This is a genomic window from Lysobacter sp. F6437 (genome assembly GCF_052547215.1).
Genome location: NZ_JBQWRB010000001.1, coordinates 1,833,154 through 1,848,669, shown reverse-complemented (window position 1 = coordinate 1,848,669; position 15,516 = coordinate 1,833,154). Strand labels below are relative to the sequence as shown.

Annotated in this window: 18 protein-coding genes and 1 pseudogene; 15 read left to right on the top strand and 4 right to left on the bottom strand. The window is 66.1% G+C overall.

The features are described 5' to 3' along the window. Positions 1-206: 206 nt before the first annotated feature. The 7 genes from ACT9F5_RS08530 (at position 207) to ACT9F5_RS08500 (ending at position 3,463) form a co-directional block, all read left to right on the top strand. Positions 207-398 carry a hypothetical protein gene (locus tag ACT9F5_RS08530; RefSeq protein ID WP_445119450.1) on the top strand — a complete coding sequence of 64 codons (192 nt, stop codon included), beginning with the start codon at positions 207-209 and terminating at the stop codon, positions 396-398. A gap of 18 nt (positions 399-416) precedes the next feature. After that, entirely contained in the window at positions 417-671 is a 255-nt protein-coding gene (locus tag ACT9F5_RS08525; RefSeq protein WP_445119449.1) for a DUF2164 family protein, read from the top strand. A 94-nt stretch (positions 672-765) separates the two neighbouring features. Next, positions 766-1,275: an HIT domain-containing protein gene (locus ACT9F5_RS08520; RefSeq protein ID WP_445119448.1), complete on the top strand. Its 510-nt coding sequence runs from the start codon at positions 766-768 to the stop codon at positions 1,273-1,275. Positions 1,276-1,293: 18 nt separating this feature from the next. Continuing rightward, positions 1,294-1,899 carry a hypothetical protein gene (locus ACT9F5_RS08515; protein WP_445119447.1) on the top strand — a complete coding sequence of 202 codons (606 nt, stop codon included), beginning with the start codon at positions 1,294-1,296 and terminating at the stop codon, positions 1,897-1,899. A 7-nt stretch (positions 1,900-1,906) separates the two neighbouring features. Then, positions 1,907-2,371 (top strand): VOC family protein, encoded by a 465-nt coding sequence (locus tag ACT9F5_RS08510; protein WP_445119446.1) that lies wholly within the window; start codon positions 1,907-1,909, stop codon positions 2,369-2,371. Then, complete coding sequence (locus tag ACT9F5_RS08505) at positions 2,368-2,871, top strand: hypothetical protein (protein WP_445119445.1); 504 nt, start codon at positions 2,368-2,370, stop codon at positions 2,869-2,871. Before ACT9F5_RS08510 ends, ACT9F5_RS08505 begins: the two co-directional genes overlap by 4 nt. A 118-nt stretch (positions 2,872-2,989) precedes the next feature. Further along, complete coding sequence (locus ACT9F5_RS08500) at positions 2,990-3,463, top strand: hypothetical protein (protein ID WP_445119444.1); 474 nt, start codon at positions 2,990-2,992, stop codon at positions 3,461-3,463. Positions 3,464-3,502: 39 nt separating this feature from the next. Here ACT9F5_RS08500 and ACT9F5_RS08495 read toward each other — a convergent pair whose 3' ends face one another. Beyond that, positions 3,503-5,869: a GH92 family glycosyl hydrolase gene (locus ACT9F5_RS08495; RefSeq protein ID WP_445119443.1), complete on the bottom strand. Its 2,367-nt coding sequence runs from the start codon at positions 5,867-5,869 to the stop codon at positions 3,503-3,505. 163 nt (positions 5,870-6,032) lie between these two features. Here ACT9F5_RS08495 and ACT9F5_RS08490 point away from each other — a divergent pair, with 163 nt between their 5' ends. Genes ACT9F5_RS08490 through ACT9F5_RS08470 form a run of 5 tightly spaced genes read left to right on the top strand, consistent with a single transcriptional unit; the run spans position 6,033 to position 10,967 of the window. Continuing rightward, positions 6,033-7,079 carry a substrate-binding domain-containing protein gene (locus ACT9F5_RS08490; RefSeq protein ID WP_445119442.1) on the top strand — a complete coding sequence of 349 codons (1,047 nt, stop codon included), beginning with the start codon at positions 6,033-6,035 and terminating at the stop codon, positions 7,077-7,079. Continuing rightward, positions 7,076-8,086 (top strand): PfkB family carbohydrate kinase, encoded by a 1,011-nt coding sequence (locus tag ACT9F5_RS08485; RefSeq protein ID WP_445119441.1) that lies wholly within the window; start codon positions 7,076-7,078, stop codon positions 8,084-8,086. Before ACT9F5_RS08490 ends, ACT9F5_RS08485 begins: the two co-directional genes overlap by 4 nt. Further along, positions 8,083-9,327 carry an AGE family epimerase/isomerase gene (locus ACT9F5_RS08480; protein ID WP_445119440.1) on the top strand — a complete coding sequence of 415 codons (1,245 nt, stop codon included), beginning with the start codon at positions 8,083-8,085 and terminating at the stop codon, positions 9,325-9,327. The genes ACT9F5_RS08485 and ACT9F5_RS08480 overlap by 4 nt, the downstream gene beginning before the upstream one ends. Next, positions 9,324-10,769, top strand: a complete 1,446-nt coding sequence (locus ACT9F5_RS08475; RefSeq protein WP_445119439.1) for a glycoside hydrolase family 47 protein — start codon at positions 9,324-9,326, stop codon at positions 10,767-10,769. Before ACT9F5_RS08480 ends, ACT9F5_RS08475 begins: the two co-directional genes overlap by 4 nt. Positions 10,770-10,829: 60 nt before the next feature. Next, positions 10,830-10,967, top strand: a complete 138-nt coding sequence (locus ACT9F5_RS08470) for a hypothetical protein (RefSeq protein WP_445119438.1) — start codon at positions 10,830-10,832, stop codon at positions 10,965-10,967. A 24-nt stretch (positions 10,968-10,991) separates the two neighbouring features. On the opposite strand, the gene ACT9F5_RS08465 is transcribed toward ACT9F5_RS08470, so the two are convergent. Next, positions 10,992-11,441, bottom strand: coding sequence for an Rrf2 family transcriptional regulator (locus tag ACT9F5_RS08465; RefSeq protein WP_445119437.1), 450 nt, complete (start codon positions 11,439-11,441; stop codon positions 10,992-10,994). Positions 11,442-11,551: 110 nt separating this feature from the next. Between ACT9F5_RS08465 and ACT9F5_RS08460 the strand changes: the two genes are divergently transcribed. From ACT9F5_RS08460 to ACT9F5_RS08450, 3 genes and pseudogenes are all read left to right on the top strand, one after another. Beyond that, positions 11,552-12,487 carry an FAD-dependent oxidoreductase gene (locus ACT9F5_RS08460; protein ID WP_445119436.1) on the top strand — a complete coding sequence of 312 codons (936 nt, stop codon included), beginning with the start codon at positions 11,552-11,554 and terminating at the stop codon, positions 12,485-12,487. A 143-nt stretch (positions 12,488-12,630) separates the two neighbouring features. After that, positions 12,631-12,894 (top strand): annotated as a pseudogene (locus ACT9F5_RS08455) (endonuclease/exonuclease/phosphatase family protein); the annotation flags it as partial. Further along, positions 12,834-13,454: an exodeoxyribonuclease III gene (locus tag ACT9F5_RS08450; protein WP_445119525.1), complete on the top strand. Its 621-nt coding sequence runs from the start codon at positions 12,834-12,836 to the stop codon at positions 13,452-13,454. The pseudogene ACT9F5_RS08455 and the gene ACT9F5_RS08450, both read left to right, overlap by 61 nt. Positions 13,455-13,485: 31 nt before the next feature. Here ACT9F5_RS08450 and ACT9F5_RS08445 read toward each other — a convergent pair whose 3' ends face one another. Next, positions 13,486-14,763 carry an ATP-binding protein gene (locus tag ACT9F5_RS08445; RefSeq protein ID WP_445119435.1) on the bottom strand — a complete coding sequence of 426 codons (1,278 nt, stop codon included), beginning with the start codon at positions 14,761-14,763 and terminating at the stop codon, positions 13,486-13,488. Next, positions 14,760-15,452 carry a response regulator gene (locus ACT9F5_RS08440; protein ID WP_445119434.1) on the bottom strand — a complete coding sequence of 231 codons (693 nt, stop codon included), beginning with the start codon at positions 15,450-15,452 and terminating at the stop codon, positions 14,760-14,762. The genes ACT9F5_RS08445 and ACT9F5_RS08440 overlap by 4 nt, the downstream gene beginning before the upstream one ends. Between the last annotated feature and the right edge of the window lie 64 nt (positions 15,453-15,516).

The following is a 15,516-nucleotide window of genomic DNA, read 5'->3' as shown; positions in this document are numbered from 1 at the left end:
GAGACCCATCCAGTCTGCCAGCTCACCTCTCTTGTTCTTTGGGCGCGGGTTGTCGCACTTAGTTTGGCAATTCCCGATGGCTAACAATTCGTTCAAGCCGAACTTGCTTCGCTACACCAACAACATGGCAGGTTAAGCTTGCCATGTTGTCGGCTACGCTACGCAAGTCGGCTTAACTCAGGCGCTAGGCCTCTGGACACTTCAACATGAGCAATGAGCCGCGTTGGGTAATTCGAGGGAAGTCCGTTCGCCAGTTGATCGAGGAGCTCCAGACCTTCGAGGACCAGGACGCGGAGGTCCGGATTTCGCTGGACTGCGGCGCCACAAGCAAATGCATCAGCCTCGTCGGAATGTTTGACGGCAAACCAGCACTGGTTAACTGCGAGGGTCAGGGCTAGTGATTGCACGGAGAAGCCATGTCGCAAATCACCTTCAGCAAAAACGAGAAAGAGCTCATCGTCCGCAAGATCCAGCTCTACTTCTCGGAAGAGCTTCAGCAGAAGATCGGTCAGTTCGACGCGGAGTTCCTGCTCGACTTCATCTCGCAGGAGCTTGGCGCCTATTACTACAACCGTGGCGTGTATGACGCACAGGAAGCCCTGGCCGCCAAGCTGGACGACATTCGGGATGTCATCTATCAACTGGAGCAACATACGGACTTTCAGCGTTGAACATGTGTGGCATGTACAACCTGGCAGTTCGTCCAAGTCGGCTTGATCCAGGCGTTGGGCCGCTTGGGGAAACCGGCTTGATCGGAGAGGACAAATGATCGAACTCCCCATAAGAGATCCCTGCGACCTTTGCGTGGCGGTTCGCGAGGAAAGATGGAAGATCATGGAAGAATGCGAACATACATTGACCGTGATCAATCCATGGCAATTTGAAGTTGGCCAGTGCTGCGTTATCACCCGTCGGCATGTCGCGACGCTGCTCGATCTTTCTGCCCAGGAATGCGGGGCAGTACTGGTTGCGGCCAAGAGGGCCGCGGAGGCGCTCGTCAGGACTTATCAGCCCCTCGGAATACTTACCTTCCAGAACAACGGGGTCTTCAGTGGGCAGGAAACACCGCACTTCCATTTCCATGTCGTACCTCGGCAGAAGGGCAGTGACTGGGGTATAGGCCCGCCCCAACTCGCGACATTCGATGGCGCCGGGCGCAAAAGGAGCACCCCGCACGACTCGAGCGGGGATGAACAGCGCCGAGAGAGAGTCAAGGTTTCCACGAGGCAGCTTGCTGAAACCGCGGACCTGATTCGTTCGAATCTGCCGGGCTAGTCAGGGGGACAGTCACTCATGAATCCCATCACGCTCCTGATCGTCTCTGCAGCCCTCGCCATGGGCGCGAAGCCCCAGGCGAATGACCCGGTTATCGGTCATGTACTGGGCGAGCCCGTCCATGCCAGCCAGATACAGGGAGCCAACCAGGCGGAACGTGCCGATAGTCTCCGGAATGCCGTGGTCTCCCCGGCGATCAAGGCCTATCTGGAACCACACAGGAGCGAGTGGTCACTCAGCGAGGATGAGATCGCAAGCATTACGCGGTCGTACAAGGCGCTGGTGAGTTGCAAGCCTGAGCTGAACCTTCAGCCCATGGAGCCGCCTTTCGACCGGATATTTGCCGCCATGGTCGGTGGCGGCACGAAGATCCAGCGGTTCATCTATCTCAATCACGGCGGTGGGCGCCTTCTTTTCCAGCAAGCCGGGATGGAAGCGTTCGACGCCACGCGCACTCTTGTCCTGCAACTGGAGCGGGAAGGAAAGTTCGGCCTTTCCGACCCGCGCGATCGCGAGCTGGCGCTGCGCTACTGGACCAGGGAGAACCAGACGCTGCTGGATGATCCCGGCCCCGACGAGGCATTCAAGCTCGACTCCGTAATCGACGAATGCCCCGGAGGCTGATGCCAGCATGGCCATGAATCCAGACCGGGAGGAAAAGCACATGAAACGCGTAACGGGGATCGGCGGAATCTTCTTCAAGTCCAGGGACCCGGCAGCGCTTGGCGCCTGGTACCGGGATCACCTTGGACTGGATGTGTCCGACTGGGGAGGTGCCATTTTCAACTGGGGTGGTCCCGGCAGCGAGGAAGGCATGACCATCTGGAGCGCGTTCAAGAGCGACACGACCTACCTGGAGCCGGGTACCGCGAGCTTCATGGTCAACTTCCGGGTCGCCGACTTGCACGCGTTGCTTGCCGCGCTTCGGGCGGAAGGCTGCAACGTGGAAGAGCGCACCGAAGAATCGGAGCAGGGCAAATTCGGCTGGGTGATCGACCCGAGGGCAACAAGGTCGAGCTCTGGGAACCGCCTGCTGGATAAGCGGGATCGCGGGGGGCGTCCTGTAGCAGGATTGCTTGGGGGGTGGGGACGATGAGTGTCAGTGCAAGGATCGGATATTGTTTTCTGGCTTTGATTTTTCTTGTTGCCGTGATTGCCGGAAGGGACGGGTTCACCAGTCTGGTTGCAGAAGCAAACAACGATAAAGTTGCCGTCGGCACTCTTCGCGAGGGGTTCGATTCGTTACCCGCGTTTCCGGGGGCGGTAGCGGAGGGCGACGTCCGCAAATTCGACAAGGCCGTGCTAACCAGTTACTCGAGGAACATGTACGCGGAAAGTTCCATGGATCATGTCATTCGTTTCTATGAATCCGTCATGCCTCCGCTGGGTTGGGGGCGCTCCACGGTAAAGAAAATGGACGGAGTCACCCGGTCAGCCAAGTTCTGCAAGTCGGGAATCGCCTTGATCGTAGGATTCGTGGGTGACGCGAGGAACGGCGTGGTCTATGGAGTTCAGATGGTGTGGGATGGCGATGCAAACAGCAGTCTCCACTGTCCTCTTGCCCGGGAAAGCCCGGTGGCCGTCCTTCACCGATAGTCGACCCGACCGTTTCTTCCGCATTTGTTGGGGCGGCTACAGTGAGCTGTACCGTTGGTAGCCGTCTCTTGGCACTTTGGCCAGCTTGCTACCCCTGTGGATATCGAGAGGGTGGGTAATGAAAAAACTCGTAATCATTATCGGGTCGTTGCTCTTGATGGCGCCCGCCGTTGGTGGTGCCCAGGACAGAACCCATGACGGCAGATATTCGAGCAGTTGCTACCCGTCACATAACAACAAGTCGAAGGCTGATGCGTACTGCGAGCCTTCGATCATCCGGTTGATTGCGCGTCCCGAGGAATATGACGACAAGCACATCCGCGTAACTGGATTTCTCATTCGGCAATCAGGGATCTACGTTCTGTTTCCGGGGCGCAGCTTCTGGGTGGCGACGCGCGGTACTGGCGGCGTGGAACTTCTAACTGGAGAACAGATACCCACCGACATCCGGGCCCTGGCTGACGGCGACGGCGTCGATGGGGTGCGTATCACTGGCAGGTTTAATGCTCGAAGTGCGGCCCGGGCCCGGGGTTCTGCTGGCCTTGTCACCGATGTCGAAACCATATTTTTGGAGCCGCTGTTTCCGCATTGATCGTTTATGGCGGAGGGCTGAGACAGGGGCCAGCTGACATCAATGCGCCGCCGACATCGAGTAGGGCCGTTGCTCCGCACCGGTCGCCCACGCCTTGTTCGCCTGCGCCTGCATCGTGAAGCGCAATTCGCCACCGTCCATGATCTCTTCGTGGGTGATGTAACTGCGCTGCAGCGGCTTGCCGTTGAGCATCACTTCGCCGACATACGTGTGCGCGTCGTCGAGGCCATCGGCGACGACGGTGAAGCGCTTGCCGTTGGGCAGGTTCATCGTCGCGCGCGGCAGGAACGGGCGGCCGATCACGTACTGGTTGCTGCCCGGCGCGACCGGGTAGAAGCCCAGTGAGGTGAACACGTACCAGGCCGACATCTGGCCGAGGTCGTCGTTGCCCGACAGGCCGTCGGGGCGCGGTGCGTACTGGCTTTCCACTATTTGCTTGAGCCGTTCCTGCGTGCGCCACGGCTGGCCGGCGTAGGCGTACAGGTAGGCGACGTGGTGGCTGGGTTCGTTGCCGTGAGCGTACCAGCCGATCAGGCCGGTGATGTCCTCCATGTGCTCGAACAGGCCGGGGTCGACCTCGGCGTCGAACACCTGGTCGAGCTTGGACACCAGCGAGTCGTCGCCGCCGAGCGAATCGATCAGCCCGGCGACGTCCTGCGGCACGTACCACGAGTACTGCCAGGCGTTGCCTTCGGTGTAGTCGGTGCCGTAGCCGCTGGCACTGGGGTCGAACGGGGTGCGGAACTCGCCGTCGCGCTTGCGCGCGCGCATGAAGCCGGTTTCCGGATCGAACGCGTGGCGCCAGTTGCCGGCGCGCTTGCCGAAGGTCGCGGCGATGTCGTCGCGTCCCATCGCTCCGGCCATGCGGGCGATGGTCCAGTCGTCGAACGCGTACTCGAGTGTCTTGGAGGCGGCTTCACCTTCCTCGTCGATCGGCACGTAGCCCAGTTCCATGTACTGGGCGAGGCCGTCGTAGGGGCCGTAGCTGGCGCTGTCGACCATCGCCTGCAGCGCCTCGTCGGCGTCGAAGCCGCGGATGCCCTTGAGGTAGGCGTCGGCGATCACCGGCACCGCGTGGTAGCCGACCATGGTCCAGGTCTCCAGCCCGTGGAACGACCACACCGGCAGGATCCCGTACGGGCTGTGGCGGCGGTGGGCGAGCATCGAGTTGATGAAGTCGCTGTTGCGCTGCTCCGGTTGCACCAGGGTCAGCAGCGGGTGCAGGGCGCGGTAGGTGTCCCACAGCGAGAAGGTCGAGTGGTGGCGGAAGCCGTCGGCGGTGTGCACGGCGTTGTCGGGCCCGCGGTAGCGGCCGTCGCTGTCCATGAACAGGCTCGGCGCCATCAGCGTGTGGTACAGCGCGGTGTAGAACGCGGTGCGGTCGTCGTCGGGCGCGTCGACCTCGATCGCCGACAGTGCTTCGGTCCAGCTGGCGCGGGCGTCGGCGCGGACGCGGTCGAAATTCCAGCCCGGGACCTCGGCGTCGAGGTTGTCGATCGCGTTGTCCTCGCTGACCGAGGAGATCGAGACCTTCACCAGCAACTGTTCGCCGGCGGCGTCGAAGTCGAAGGCGCTGACCAGTTCGCGCCCCTCGATCTGCGCGCGCTGGCGCGGGTCCTGGTGGCCCGGCGTCGCGAAGCCCTTGTAGGCGATGTCCTGTTCGGTGTCGTGGAATTCGTGGCCGGTGAGCGGCTGCGAGAAGCGCATCGCGAAATACAGCTGCCGGCCCGGGCCCCAGCCGCGGGTCTCGCGGAAGCCGGTGAGGGTGCCGTCCGCGCGCAGCCGCAGGCGCGACCACAGGGTCTTGCCGTCGTAGTCGTACATGCTGGTGCGCAGGTCGACCAGCACGTGCGCGGGCTGGCCGGCGGGGAAGCTGTAGCGGTGCACGCCGACGCGCTCGGTCGCGGTCAGTTCGGCGCGGATGTCGTAGTCGTCGAGGGTGACCGCGTAGTAGCCGGGCTCGGCGACCTCGTCGTCGTGCTTGAAGCGCGAGTGGTAGCCGCTGCCGGGCTTCTCGACATCGCCGCGTTCGAGCTGGACGTCGCCGGCGATCGGCATCAGCAGCACGTCGCCGAGGTCGGAGTGGCCGGTGCCTGAGAAGTGCGTGTGCGAGAAGCCGATGATGCTGTTGTCGTCGTATCGGTAGCCGGCGGCCCAGTCGTAGGCGTCCTTGCGCGGCTGGATGCGGGTGTCGGGGCTGAGCTGGATCATGCCGAACGGCACCACCGCGCCGGGGAAGGTGTGGCCCTCGCCGCCGGTGCCGATGAACGGGTCGACCGCGTCGAAGCCGCTGCGCGCGCCGGCCGGCGCGGCGATCGCGGAGCCGGCGATCATCGAGGCGCACAGCAGGGGCCAGGCCTTGTGCCAGGCCCGGGTCCGGCGGGGGCGGGAAGCGAGGGTTTTCATGCGGCGGCTCCGGGAAATCGGCTGGATTTGGATCGTGACAATGCGGGCGAAACTACCACCGAGCCGGCGTCGCTACATGTTGCGCTGCAAAATGCGCCGGAGGGGCTGAAGCGGCAGGATGTCGCGAATTGGATCGATCCAAATTCTGCATGAAGCCCCCACAATGACCGCACCACCACGCCGCCGCGTCACCCTGGCCGACATCGCCAAGGCCTGCGACCTGTCGCGGGCGACGGTGTCGCTGGTCCTGCGCGGCAGCCCGCTGGTCCACGCCGACACCCGCGCCCGGGTCGAGGCCGAGCTCAAGCGGCAGGGCTACGTCTACCACCGCGGCGCGGCCAACCTGCGGCGCAACGTGTCGTCGGCGGTGGCGCTGGTGATCAACGACCTGTCCAACCCGTTCTTCGCCGAGTTCGCCTCCGGCGTCGACGAGGCGCTGGCCGAGGCCGGCTACGTGACGTTGCTGGGCAGCACCGGCGAGTCGGTCGAGCGCCAGCAGGCGGTGCTCGCCTCGCTGCTGGAACACGACCCGGCCGGGATCATCCTGTCCCCGGCCGAGGGCAGCGACCCGGCACGGCTGCACGCGCTAGTCGGGCCGCGGACGCCGGTGCTGGTGTTCAACCGGGAACTAGACGCCGGCTGGGACTTCCTCGAACTCGACAACCGCAACGGCGCGCGACTGGCGACCGAGCACCTGCTCGGACTCGGCCACCGGCGCATCGCGTTCTACGGCGGCCATCGTGATTCCAGCTCGTGCCGGCAGCGCCGCGACGGCTACCGCGAGGCGCTCGCGCAGGCCGGCATCACCCCAGAGCCGCAATGGCTGGTCGAGTCCGCACCGACCCGGCTGGAGGCGGCGCGGCAGGTCGGCGCGCTGTTCGTGCGCGACCCGGCGCCGACCGCGGCGGTCTGCTACAACGACGCGGTCGCGCTCGGCCTGATTGCCGGGCTGACCGCGCGCGGCCGCCGCGCCGGCGAGGATTTCGCCGTGGTCGGCTTCGACGACATCCCCGAAGCTGCGGTCAGCGCGCCGCCGCTGAGCACCATCGCTGCCGACCCGCGTGCGCGTGGTCGCCAAGCCGCGGCGCTGGTGCTGCACCGCCTGCAACACCCCGACGACGCGCCCGCTCGCACCGTCGCCCCGGCGCGATTGGTGGTGCGTGACAGCAGCGGCAGCGTCGACGCACCGGTACCGGAGAAGCAAGCATGAGCACGACGCTCCGCAAGCCGCGCGACCGCGGCGCCATCGTCTGCTTCGGCGAGGCCTTGGTCGACCTGCTCGCGCAACCACCGTCCACGCCCGGTGCGCCGCGGCAGTTCGTCGAATACGCCGGTGGCGCGCCGGCCAACGTCGCGGTCGCCGCGGCCCGGCTCGGCGGGCATGCCTGCTTCGTCGGCATGCTCGGGCAGGACATGTTCGGCGACATGCTACTTACGCATCTGCATGGGGCCGGCGTCGATGTCGACTACGTGCGGCGCACCGACCAGGCCAAGACCGCGCTGGCGTTCGTCTCGCTGGATGCCGACGGCGAGCGCAGCTTCAGCTTCTATCGGCCACCGTCGGCCGACCTGCTGTTCCGCGAGGGCGATTTCGACGACCGCTGCTTCGACCGCGTCGCGGCGTTCCACGTGTGCTCCAACAGCCTGACAGAGCCGCGCATCGCCGATACCACGCTGGCCGGCATGCGCCGCGCGCGCAACGCCGGCGCGCTGGTCAGCATGGACCTCAACCTGCGGCCGTCGCTGTGGCCGGTCGATGTCGACCCGCAGGCGCAGTGCTGGCGCGCATTGTTCGAAGCCGATCTGGTCAAGCTGAGCCGGCAGGAGTTGGAGTTTCTCTCGCCGGGTTCGGGCGGCGAGGACGGCGTAATCGAGCGACTGCTGCGACAGCGCACGCGCTGCGTAGTGGTCACCGATGGCGCCGCGCCGATCCGCTGGTTCACACGCAAGCGCCAGGGCACTGCGGCGACGTTTCCGGTCACCGCCATCGACACCACCGCGGCCGGCGATGCGTTCGTCGGCGCGTTGCTGCGCCAACTTGTGTTGCGCAACGTCCGCGCCGCCGCGTTCGGCGAGTTCCTCGACCACCATGCGGCGTTCGACGACGCGCTGCGTTTCGCGGCCGCGGCCGGCGCGCTGGCCACCATCCGCAACGGTGCGTTCGCCGCGATGCCCGACGCCGACGACATCGACCGACTGATGCAGGCCGCCGCATGAACCAGCCGCCGATCCCGCCGACGCCCGACTTCCGCAGCCCGGAGTTCCTGCGCAGCCACATCGCGCGGACGATGGCGTTCTACCACCCGCATGCGCTTGATCCGGACGGCGGATTCTTCCACTACTTCCGCGACGACGGCAGCGTCTACGACGCCTCGCACCGCCATCTGGTCAGCAGCACCCGCTTCGTGTTCAACCATGCGATGGCCGCGCGCCTGTTCGGCATGCCGTGCGATGTGGAGGCCGCGCGCCACGGCCTGCACTACCTGCGCGACGTGCACCGCGACCCCGCCAGCGGCGGTTACGCCTGGACCATCCGCGATGGCGTGCCCGCGGACCGCACCAACCACACCTACGGCCTCGCGTTCGTGCTGCTGGCATACGCGACGGCGATGAAAGCCGGGATCGACGAGGCCGCGCCGTGGCTGGACGAGACCTGGGATCTGCTGGAAACCCGCGCATGGGACGCCGATGCCGGCCTCTACCGTGACGAAGCCGACGCGGACTGGAACTACAGCGACTACCGCGGCCAGAACGCCAACATGCACATGTGCGAGGCGATGCTTGCGGCGTATGAAGCCACCGATGACGCGCGTTACCTCGATCGCGCGTTGCTGCTCGCCGACCACATGATCCGGCGGCAGGCGGCCAAGTCCGACGGTCTGGTCTGGGAACACTACGACCGCGACTGGAACGTCGACTGGGACTACAACCGCGACGACCCGAAACACCTGTTCCGACCGTGGGGCTTCCAGCCCGGCCACCAGACCGAATGGACCAAGTTGCTGCTGACGCTGGACGGCCACCTGCGCGCGCGCGGCAACGCCCGCGACTGGCTGTTGCCGACCGCGCGCCACCTGTTCGACACCGCCGTCGCGCGCGCCTGGGACGACCGCAACGGCGGCCTGTTCTACGGCTTCGCGCCGGATGGCAGCGTCTGCGACGACGACAAATATTTCTGGGTGCAGGCCGAGTCGATCGCCGCCGCCGCGCGGCTCGCGGTCGCGACCGGCGACACCCGCTACTGGGACTGGTACGACCAGCTCTGGAACTACGCCTGGCAGCATTTCGTCGACCACCGGTACGGCGCCTGGTACCGCATCCTCGACCGCGACAACCGCAAGTACGGCGACGACAAGAGTCCCGCCGGCAAGACCGACTACCACACCATGGGCGCGTGCCACGACGTGCTGCAACTGCTGCGCGATGCCGCCGGCACCACGCAAGGAGACCCCGCATGACCACGACTTTGCGCGCGCTGCTGCTCGCGGTTCTGTTGCTGCCGACCACCGCCATCGCCGAACCGCAGGCCGCAGCGCCGCGAGCCGCCGATGTCGGTGCGGACGGCCCAGCGCAGGCAACAGACGCCGAGATCACCACCGTCACCGACGTCATCACCGACGCCGAATCCGCCCGCCTCGCCGAGCAGGTAAAGGCCGAGTTCCTGCACGCCTGGAACGGCTACAAGCAGTACGCCTGGGGCCACGACGCGCTCAAGCCGCTGAGCAAGGCGCCGCGCGACTGGTACGGCCAGTCGCTGCTGATGACCCCGGTCGACGCGCTCGACACCATGATCCTGATGGGCCTCGACAAGCAGGCCGACGAAGCACGCGAACTGATCGCAACCAAGCTGTCGTTCGACGTAGATGCCGACGTCAAGCATTTCGAGATCGTCATCCGCCTGCTCGGCGGCCTGCTGTCGGGCTACCAGCTCAGCGGCGACGAACGCCTGCTCGCGCTGGCCGAAGATCTCGGCACCCGCCTGCTGCCGGCGTTCGACTCGCCGACCGGGCTGCCGTACGTCTACGTCAACCTGCGTACCGGCGCCGCCCACGGCAACGAGAGCAACCCGGCCGAGTCCGGCACCCTGCTGGTCGAGTACGGCACCCTCAGCAAGCTCACCGGCAACCCGGTGTTCTTCGACAAGGCCAAGCGCGCGCTGGTCGCGACCTACAAAATGCGTTCCGACATCGGCTTGGTCGGCGAGCGCTTCGACGTCACCAGCGGCGAGTGGACCAATACCCGCAGCCACGTCGGCGCGCGCATCGATTCGTACTACGAGTACCTCTACAAGTGCTGGCGCCTGTTCGGCGACGCCGACTGCAAGTCGATGTGGGACGACGCCATCGCCGCCGCCAATCGCCACTATCCCGAAGAGGTCGACGGCGCGCTGTGGTACGGCCACGTCGACATGCACGATGGCAGCCGCCTCGCCAGCCAGTACGGCGCACTCGACGCGTTCTTTCCCGGCCTGCTCGCGCTGTCGGGCGATACCGAGCGCGCGCGCCGGCTGCAGGCCTCGTCGTTCGACATGTGGAATGTGCACGGCATCGAGCCCGAGGCGTTCGACTACCGCACCCGCACGGTCACCGCCGCGGCCTACCCGCTGCGCCCGGAAATCGTCGAGTCGGCCTGGTACCTGCACCGCCTGACCGGCGACAACGAATACCGGGTGATGGGGCGACAGTTGTTCGAAGACTTCGTCGAGCACGCCCGCACCGACGCCGGCTACGCCGCGCTGAAGAGCGTCGTCACAAAAGAGAAGGCCGACGACATGGAGAGCTTCGTGCTGGCCGAGACCTTCAAGTACTTCTACCTGCTGTTCGCCCCGCCGCAGACGCTGGACCCGGCCGACGTGGTGCTGAACACCGAGGCCCACCCGATCCGGCCCACCTGGGACTGATCGGGTCCATACAGATCAAAAGGGGTATCGTGGAGACGTTGACCACCGCGGAGTGACGCGATGATCCTAGACTCGATGCTCGGCTCCCAGCCTGCGCTGCTGTTTGCGGCTTCGGTGCTGGTGGCGGGCGTGTACCTGCTCTGGCGCCTGGCGCGGGGCTGCGTGCACGGGGTCCGCGGCTGGTGGACGCAGCACTAGCATCCCTGCACCCACGATCGACCGCTACAGGTCGTGTGTCCAGCCGCCAACCGCGTGCATGCGCTGGTCGAAATCCGCGGCTATGTCCGACAGCCGGATCGATGCGAAGCGCGCGAGGATCGCGGCCTCAGCCTCCTTGAGGGTCGACTCCAGCATTGTGTTCACCGACTGCTCGACCAGGCAGTCCGGGGTGCGGTCGGCGACCCCGATCGTGAACAGCGTGGTCGTGCCCGCGGCCTCGTAGACGTCCAGCAGGCTGATCTGCGAGAGCTCCCGCGCCAGCGTCCAACCGCCGCCGGGGCCGCGCTCGGCCGCCACGATGCCCTGCTCGCGCAGGCCGGCCAGGGTGCGCCGGACCACCGCGGCGTTGGTGCCCAGCATGCGTCCGATCGACTCGGACGTCGCGCGCTGTTCGTGCCGGTCCATGTGCACCAGCACGTGCAGCATCCGTGACAGGCGGCTGTCGGTTCTCAACGGGATCACCTTGCTGGGTGGGGTTTCGGAGCAAATCATAACATCAGATGTTGCGAATAGCCTTGAGCCGCCCTATATTGAAACTTCCGATGATACATATAGGCACGCAGATGGAAACGACCCCCGGATTGCATGACGTGATCGTGGTCGGCGGCAGCTTCGCCGGCCTGTCCGCCGCGCTGATGCTGGCGCGCGCCCGCAAGCGCGTCCTGCTGGTCGATGCCGGCCAGCCGCGCAACCGCTTCGCCGCCGAGGCGCACGGCGTGATCGGCCACGACGGAACGCCGCCGGAGGTTCTGCTCGGCAATGCGGTCGCGCAACTGATGGCGTACCCGACCGTCACGCTGAAGGTGGCGACTGCAACCGGCGTCAGCGGGCATGACGGCCACTTCACCCTCGCGCTCGATGGCGGGGAGCAGGTCGAAGCCAGAAAAGTCGTGCTTGCCACCGGCGTGACCGACCTGATGCCCGACATCCGGGGCATGCGCGAACGGTGGGGTACCGGCATCCTGCATTGCCCGTATTGTCACGGCTTCGAAGTCGCGGGCCGGGCGCTCGGCGTCCTCGCCACCTGCGCGATGAGCTCGCACCAGGCGCTGCTGATCCCGGAGTGGGGGCCGACCACCTACTTCACCCAGGGGCAGTTCGAGCCTGACGACGGGGAGCGCCGGCTGCTGCAGGCGCTGGGCGTCGCGATCGAGACGACGCCGGTGGTGGCGGTCGAAGGTGCGGGGCGCTCGGTGGAACGCGTGCTGCTGGCGGACGGGCGCAGTGTGCCGATTGCGGCGATGTTCCTCGCGCCCGCACAGGAGCTCGCCAGCGACCTCGCGATGCAGATCGGCTGCGAACTCGACAGCGGGCCGCTGGGTCCATTCGTGAAGGTCGACGGCATGAAGCAGACCAGCGTGGCCGGCGTGTTTGCCGCGGGTGACCTCGCCGCGCCGATGCAGAGCGCACCGATGGCACTCGCCGCGGGGCAGATGGCGGGGCTGGCCGCGCACCGCGCGTTGATGGAGGACGACCGGCGGCGCCTGCCCGGCGACTGACGAACCGCGGGGGCGATCGTGTTCCACTGCTGGACAAGCCGGCGTCGCTGGAATCTGCACAGCCGTCAACGAGACAGCCCACGATCCCGCCCGTATTCACCCGTTGCATATCCGTACGCGTTTACGGTCCGCAGCGCGGGTCCGTGACCACGAAGGAGGCAGGCGTGCCACGCAGCAAAGCCCTGAAGCTGGCAACGTTCAACGTAAATGGCATTGCTACGCGCCTGCCGCATCTGCTCGCATGGCTGGAGCAGGAACAGCCCGACATCGTCGCGCTGCAGGAGCTCAAGACCGTGGACGCGGCGTTCCCGGTCGCCGAGCTGGAAGCGGCGGGCTACGGTGCAACCTGGCACGGGCAGAAGTCCTGGAACGGCGTGGCTTTGCTCGCACGCGACGCGGTGCCGGTGGAAAGCCGGCGTGGCCTGCCGGGCGATGCCAACGACGAGCAGAGCCGTTACATCGAGGCGGCCATCACGGCATCGTCGTGGCCGGTCTGTACCTGCCCAACGGCAACCCCCGGCCCGGCCCCAAGTTCGACTACAAACTGGCCTGGATGGAGCGCCTGATCCGGCACGCGCAAACGCTGGTGGAGCTGCCGCACCCAGCGGTGCTGATGGGCGACTTCAACGTGATCCCGACCGACATCGACGTCTACGACCCCAAGGCCTGGCGCAAGGATGCGCTCATCCAGCCGGAGGTGCGGGAGTCATTCGAACGGCTGTTGGCGCAGGGCTGGACGGATGCGTTGCGGCAAATTGCCGGCGAGCGGGTGATCTACACGTTCTGGGATTACTTCCGCCAGCACGCCGAACGCGACCGCGGGCTGCGGATCGACCACCTGCTCCTCAATCCCGCGCTCGCGGAGAACGTGAAAGACGCCGGCGTCGACCGGTGGGTGCGACTGCAGCCGAAGGCCAGTGACCATGCGCCGACCTGGGTCACCGTGCGCGCCCCGGGCGCCGCCTGATTCTTCGGGCTTGGTGGACGGCAGACTGTGCTCAACCGAGCAGTTGCAAGGTCGCGGTGGTGCCGTGGCTCGGGTCGGACTGGATGTCGAGATTCCAACCGAAGTGTTCGCACAGCCGCGAGATCAGTGCCAGTCCAATACCCGAATCACCGCCGCCGCCCACACGCGCCATGCGGGTGTAGATCTCGCTGATCTGCTCCGGGCTCATGCCGTGGCCGGGGTCGTGGATGACCACGGTGGCGTCGTCGCGCAGGCGGATATCGATGCGGCCGCTGTCGCTGTTCTCGATGGCGTTGCGCAGCAGGTTGCCGATCGCGGCGCGGACAATGCCCGGCGGAGCATGGATATCGCAGCGTGGCAGTGGCGCCAGGTGCAGCTGCAGCGACTTGCCCGCGGTCAGGTGCTGGTGGTCGTCGACGATCTGCGGCAGCAAGGCATCCAGTGCCAGCGGCTTGCTGATCTTCGCCAGCCGCGCCGGATCCTTGGCCAGCGCCAACAGCAGGATGATCAGCTGTTCCATGTCCCGCGCACTGCGCTGGATGCGCTGCAACTGGTATTGCATGGTCGCCGGGTCGGCGCTGGCCTGCAGTGCCAGTTCGGCGGCGCCGTTGATCACCGCAACCGGCGTGCGCAGCTCGTGGCTGGCGGTGTTGATGAAGGTGCGCTCGCGTTCGACGAACTGTGCGTTGCGCGCCCGGTAATCGTTGAACGCATCGGCGATGATCACCAGTTCCGAGCCGGCTCCAGGTTCCAGTTCGATGCGCTCGGTGCCCTGTTCCGGCTGCATCGCGCCGATGCGTTCGGCCAGCCGGCTCAGTGGCCGCAGCAGGCGGCTGACCCCGATCGCCGCAGCCACGCCGATGGCCAGCAGCAACAGCATGGCGGCGATCACCGTCAGGAACTCGTACTCGGATTCGTCGATGCCGAACTGCTGGATGTCCATCGCCAGCGTGTACCGCGTACCGGCATCGTCGTGCACCAGCACCACATGATTGGTGTTGCCGACACGCAGGTCGTCATGCAGGCCTTCGTCGAGCCCGCGAAGCTCCGGCGGCAGGTCCGGGTCGTCCGCACCGACATACACGACGAAGCCATTGGTGTCGTCCCAGCGGTAGCCGGGCTCCTCGTGGTTGCGCTGGATGAAGTGGTCCAGCTCGACCGTCAGCAACGACTTCCACACCACGCGCTCGACGTACTCGATGACCACCGTGCCCTGGGCGATGATGGCGATGGTCAGCGCGGTGGCGAAGGCCAGCAGCCACAGCGTGATGCGCAGGCGCAGGCTGCGGGGCGGGCGGAGCCGGCTCACCGGTCGTCCTGCGCCGCGACGCGGGCGAGGCGGTAGCCCACCCGCGGCAGGGTCTGGATCAACTTCACCGCGAACGGTCCGTCCACTTCACGCCGCAGTTCGTAGATATGCGACCGCAGCATGTCGCCATCCGGCGGCTCGTCGCCCCACAACGCGAGTTCCAGCTGCTCACGGCTGACCACCGTCGGACTGGCGCGCATCAGCACTTCCAGCAACTTCCGCCCGGCCGGGAACAGGTGCACGGGCTTGCCGCCGCGACTGGCCTCCAGTGTGGACAGGTCGAGCCGCAGGTCTTCCACCTCCAGCACGCGGCTGCGCGCCCGGCCCTGGACCCGCGCCTGCAGGCTCTCAAGTCGGATCTCCAGCTCGGGCAGGTCGAACGGCTTGGTCAGGTAATCGTCGGCGCCGGCACGGAAGCCTTCGAGCTTGTCGGGCAACTCGTCGCGCGCGGTGAGCATGATCACCGGCATGTCGACCTGGCCTTCGTTGCGCAACTTTCGCAGCACTTCCGGGCCATCCATGCGCGGCAGCATCCAGTCCAGGATCAGCGCGTCATACGGCTGGGTAAGCGCCAGGTGCAGGCCGGTGATGCCGTCGGGCGCGGCGTCCAGCACGTGGCCACGGGCCTCGAAATAGGCAAACAGGTTGGCGACCAGGTTGCGGTTGTCTTCGATGACCAACAGGCGCATGGGGATTCCGGGACGTGGAGCTTCGGATGGGCGCGAAGTGTGCGACCAGATGTGTCGGAATTTC

Bases quoted from the DNA above. Each gene is read 5' to 3' on its own strand.
- ACT9F5_RS08530 (WP_445119450.1), top strand. From the start codon at position 207: ATGAGCAATGAGCCGCGTTGGGTAATTCGAGGGAAGTCCGTTCGCCAG.
- ACT9F5_RS08525 (WP_445119449.1), top strand. From the start codon at position 417: ATGTCGCAAATCACCTTCAGCAAAAACGAGAAAGAGCTCATCGTCCGC.
- ACT9F5_RS08520 (WP_445119448.1), top strand. From the start codon at position 766: ATGATCGAACTCCCCATAAGAGATCCCTGCGACCTTTGCGTGGCGGTT.
- ACT9F5_RS08515 (WP_445119447.1), top strand. From the start codon at position 1,294: ATGAATCCCATCACGCTCCTGATCGTCTCTGCAGCCCTCGCCATGGGC.
- ACT9F5_RS08510 (WP_445119446.1), top strand. From the start codon at position 1,907: ATGGCCATGAATCCAGACCGGGAGGAAAAGCACATGAAACGCGTAACG.
- ACT9F5_RS08505 (WP_445119445.1), top strand. From the start codon at position 2,368: ATGAGTGTCAGTGCAAGGATCGGATATTGTTTTCTGGCTTTGATTTTT.
- ACT9F5_RS08500 (WP_445119444.1), top strand. From the start codon at position 2,990: ATGAAAAAACTCGTAATCATTATCGGGTCGTTGCTCTTGATGGCGCCC.
- ACT9F5_RS08495 (WP_445119443.1), bottom strand. From the start codon at position 5,869: ATGAAAACCCTCGCTTCCCGCCCCCGCCGGACCCGGGCCTGGCACAAG.
- ACT9F5_RS08490 (WP_445119442.1), top strand. From the start codon at position 6,033: ATGACCGCACCACCACGCCGCCGCGTCACCCTGGCCGACATCGCCAAG.
- ACT9F5_RS08485 (WP_445119441.1), top strand. From the start codon at position 7,076: ATGAGCACGACGCTCCGCAAGCCGCGCGACCGCGGCGCCATCGTCTGC.
- ACT9F5_RS08480 (WP_445119440.1), top strand. From the start codon at position 8,083: ATGAACCAGCCGCCGATCCCGCCGACGCCCGACTTCCGCAGCCCGGAG.
- ACT9F5_RS08475 (WP_445119439.1), top strand. From the start codon at position 9,324: ATGACCACGACTTTGCGCGCGCTGCTGCTCGCGGTTCTGTTGCTGCCG.
- ACT9F5_RS08470 (WP_445119438.1), top strand. From the start codon at position 10,830: ATGATCCTAGACTCGATGCTCGGCTCCCAGCCTGCGCTGCTGTTTGCG.
- ACT9F5_RS08460 (WP_445119436.1), top strand. From the start codon at position 11,552: ATGGAAACGACCCCCGGATTGCATGACGTGATCGTGGTCGGCGGCAGC.
- ACT9F5_RS08440 (WP_445119434.1), bottom strand. From the start codon at position 15,452: ATGCGCCTGTTGGTCATCGAAGACAACCGCAACCTGGTCGCCAACCTG.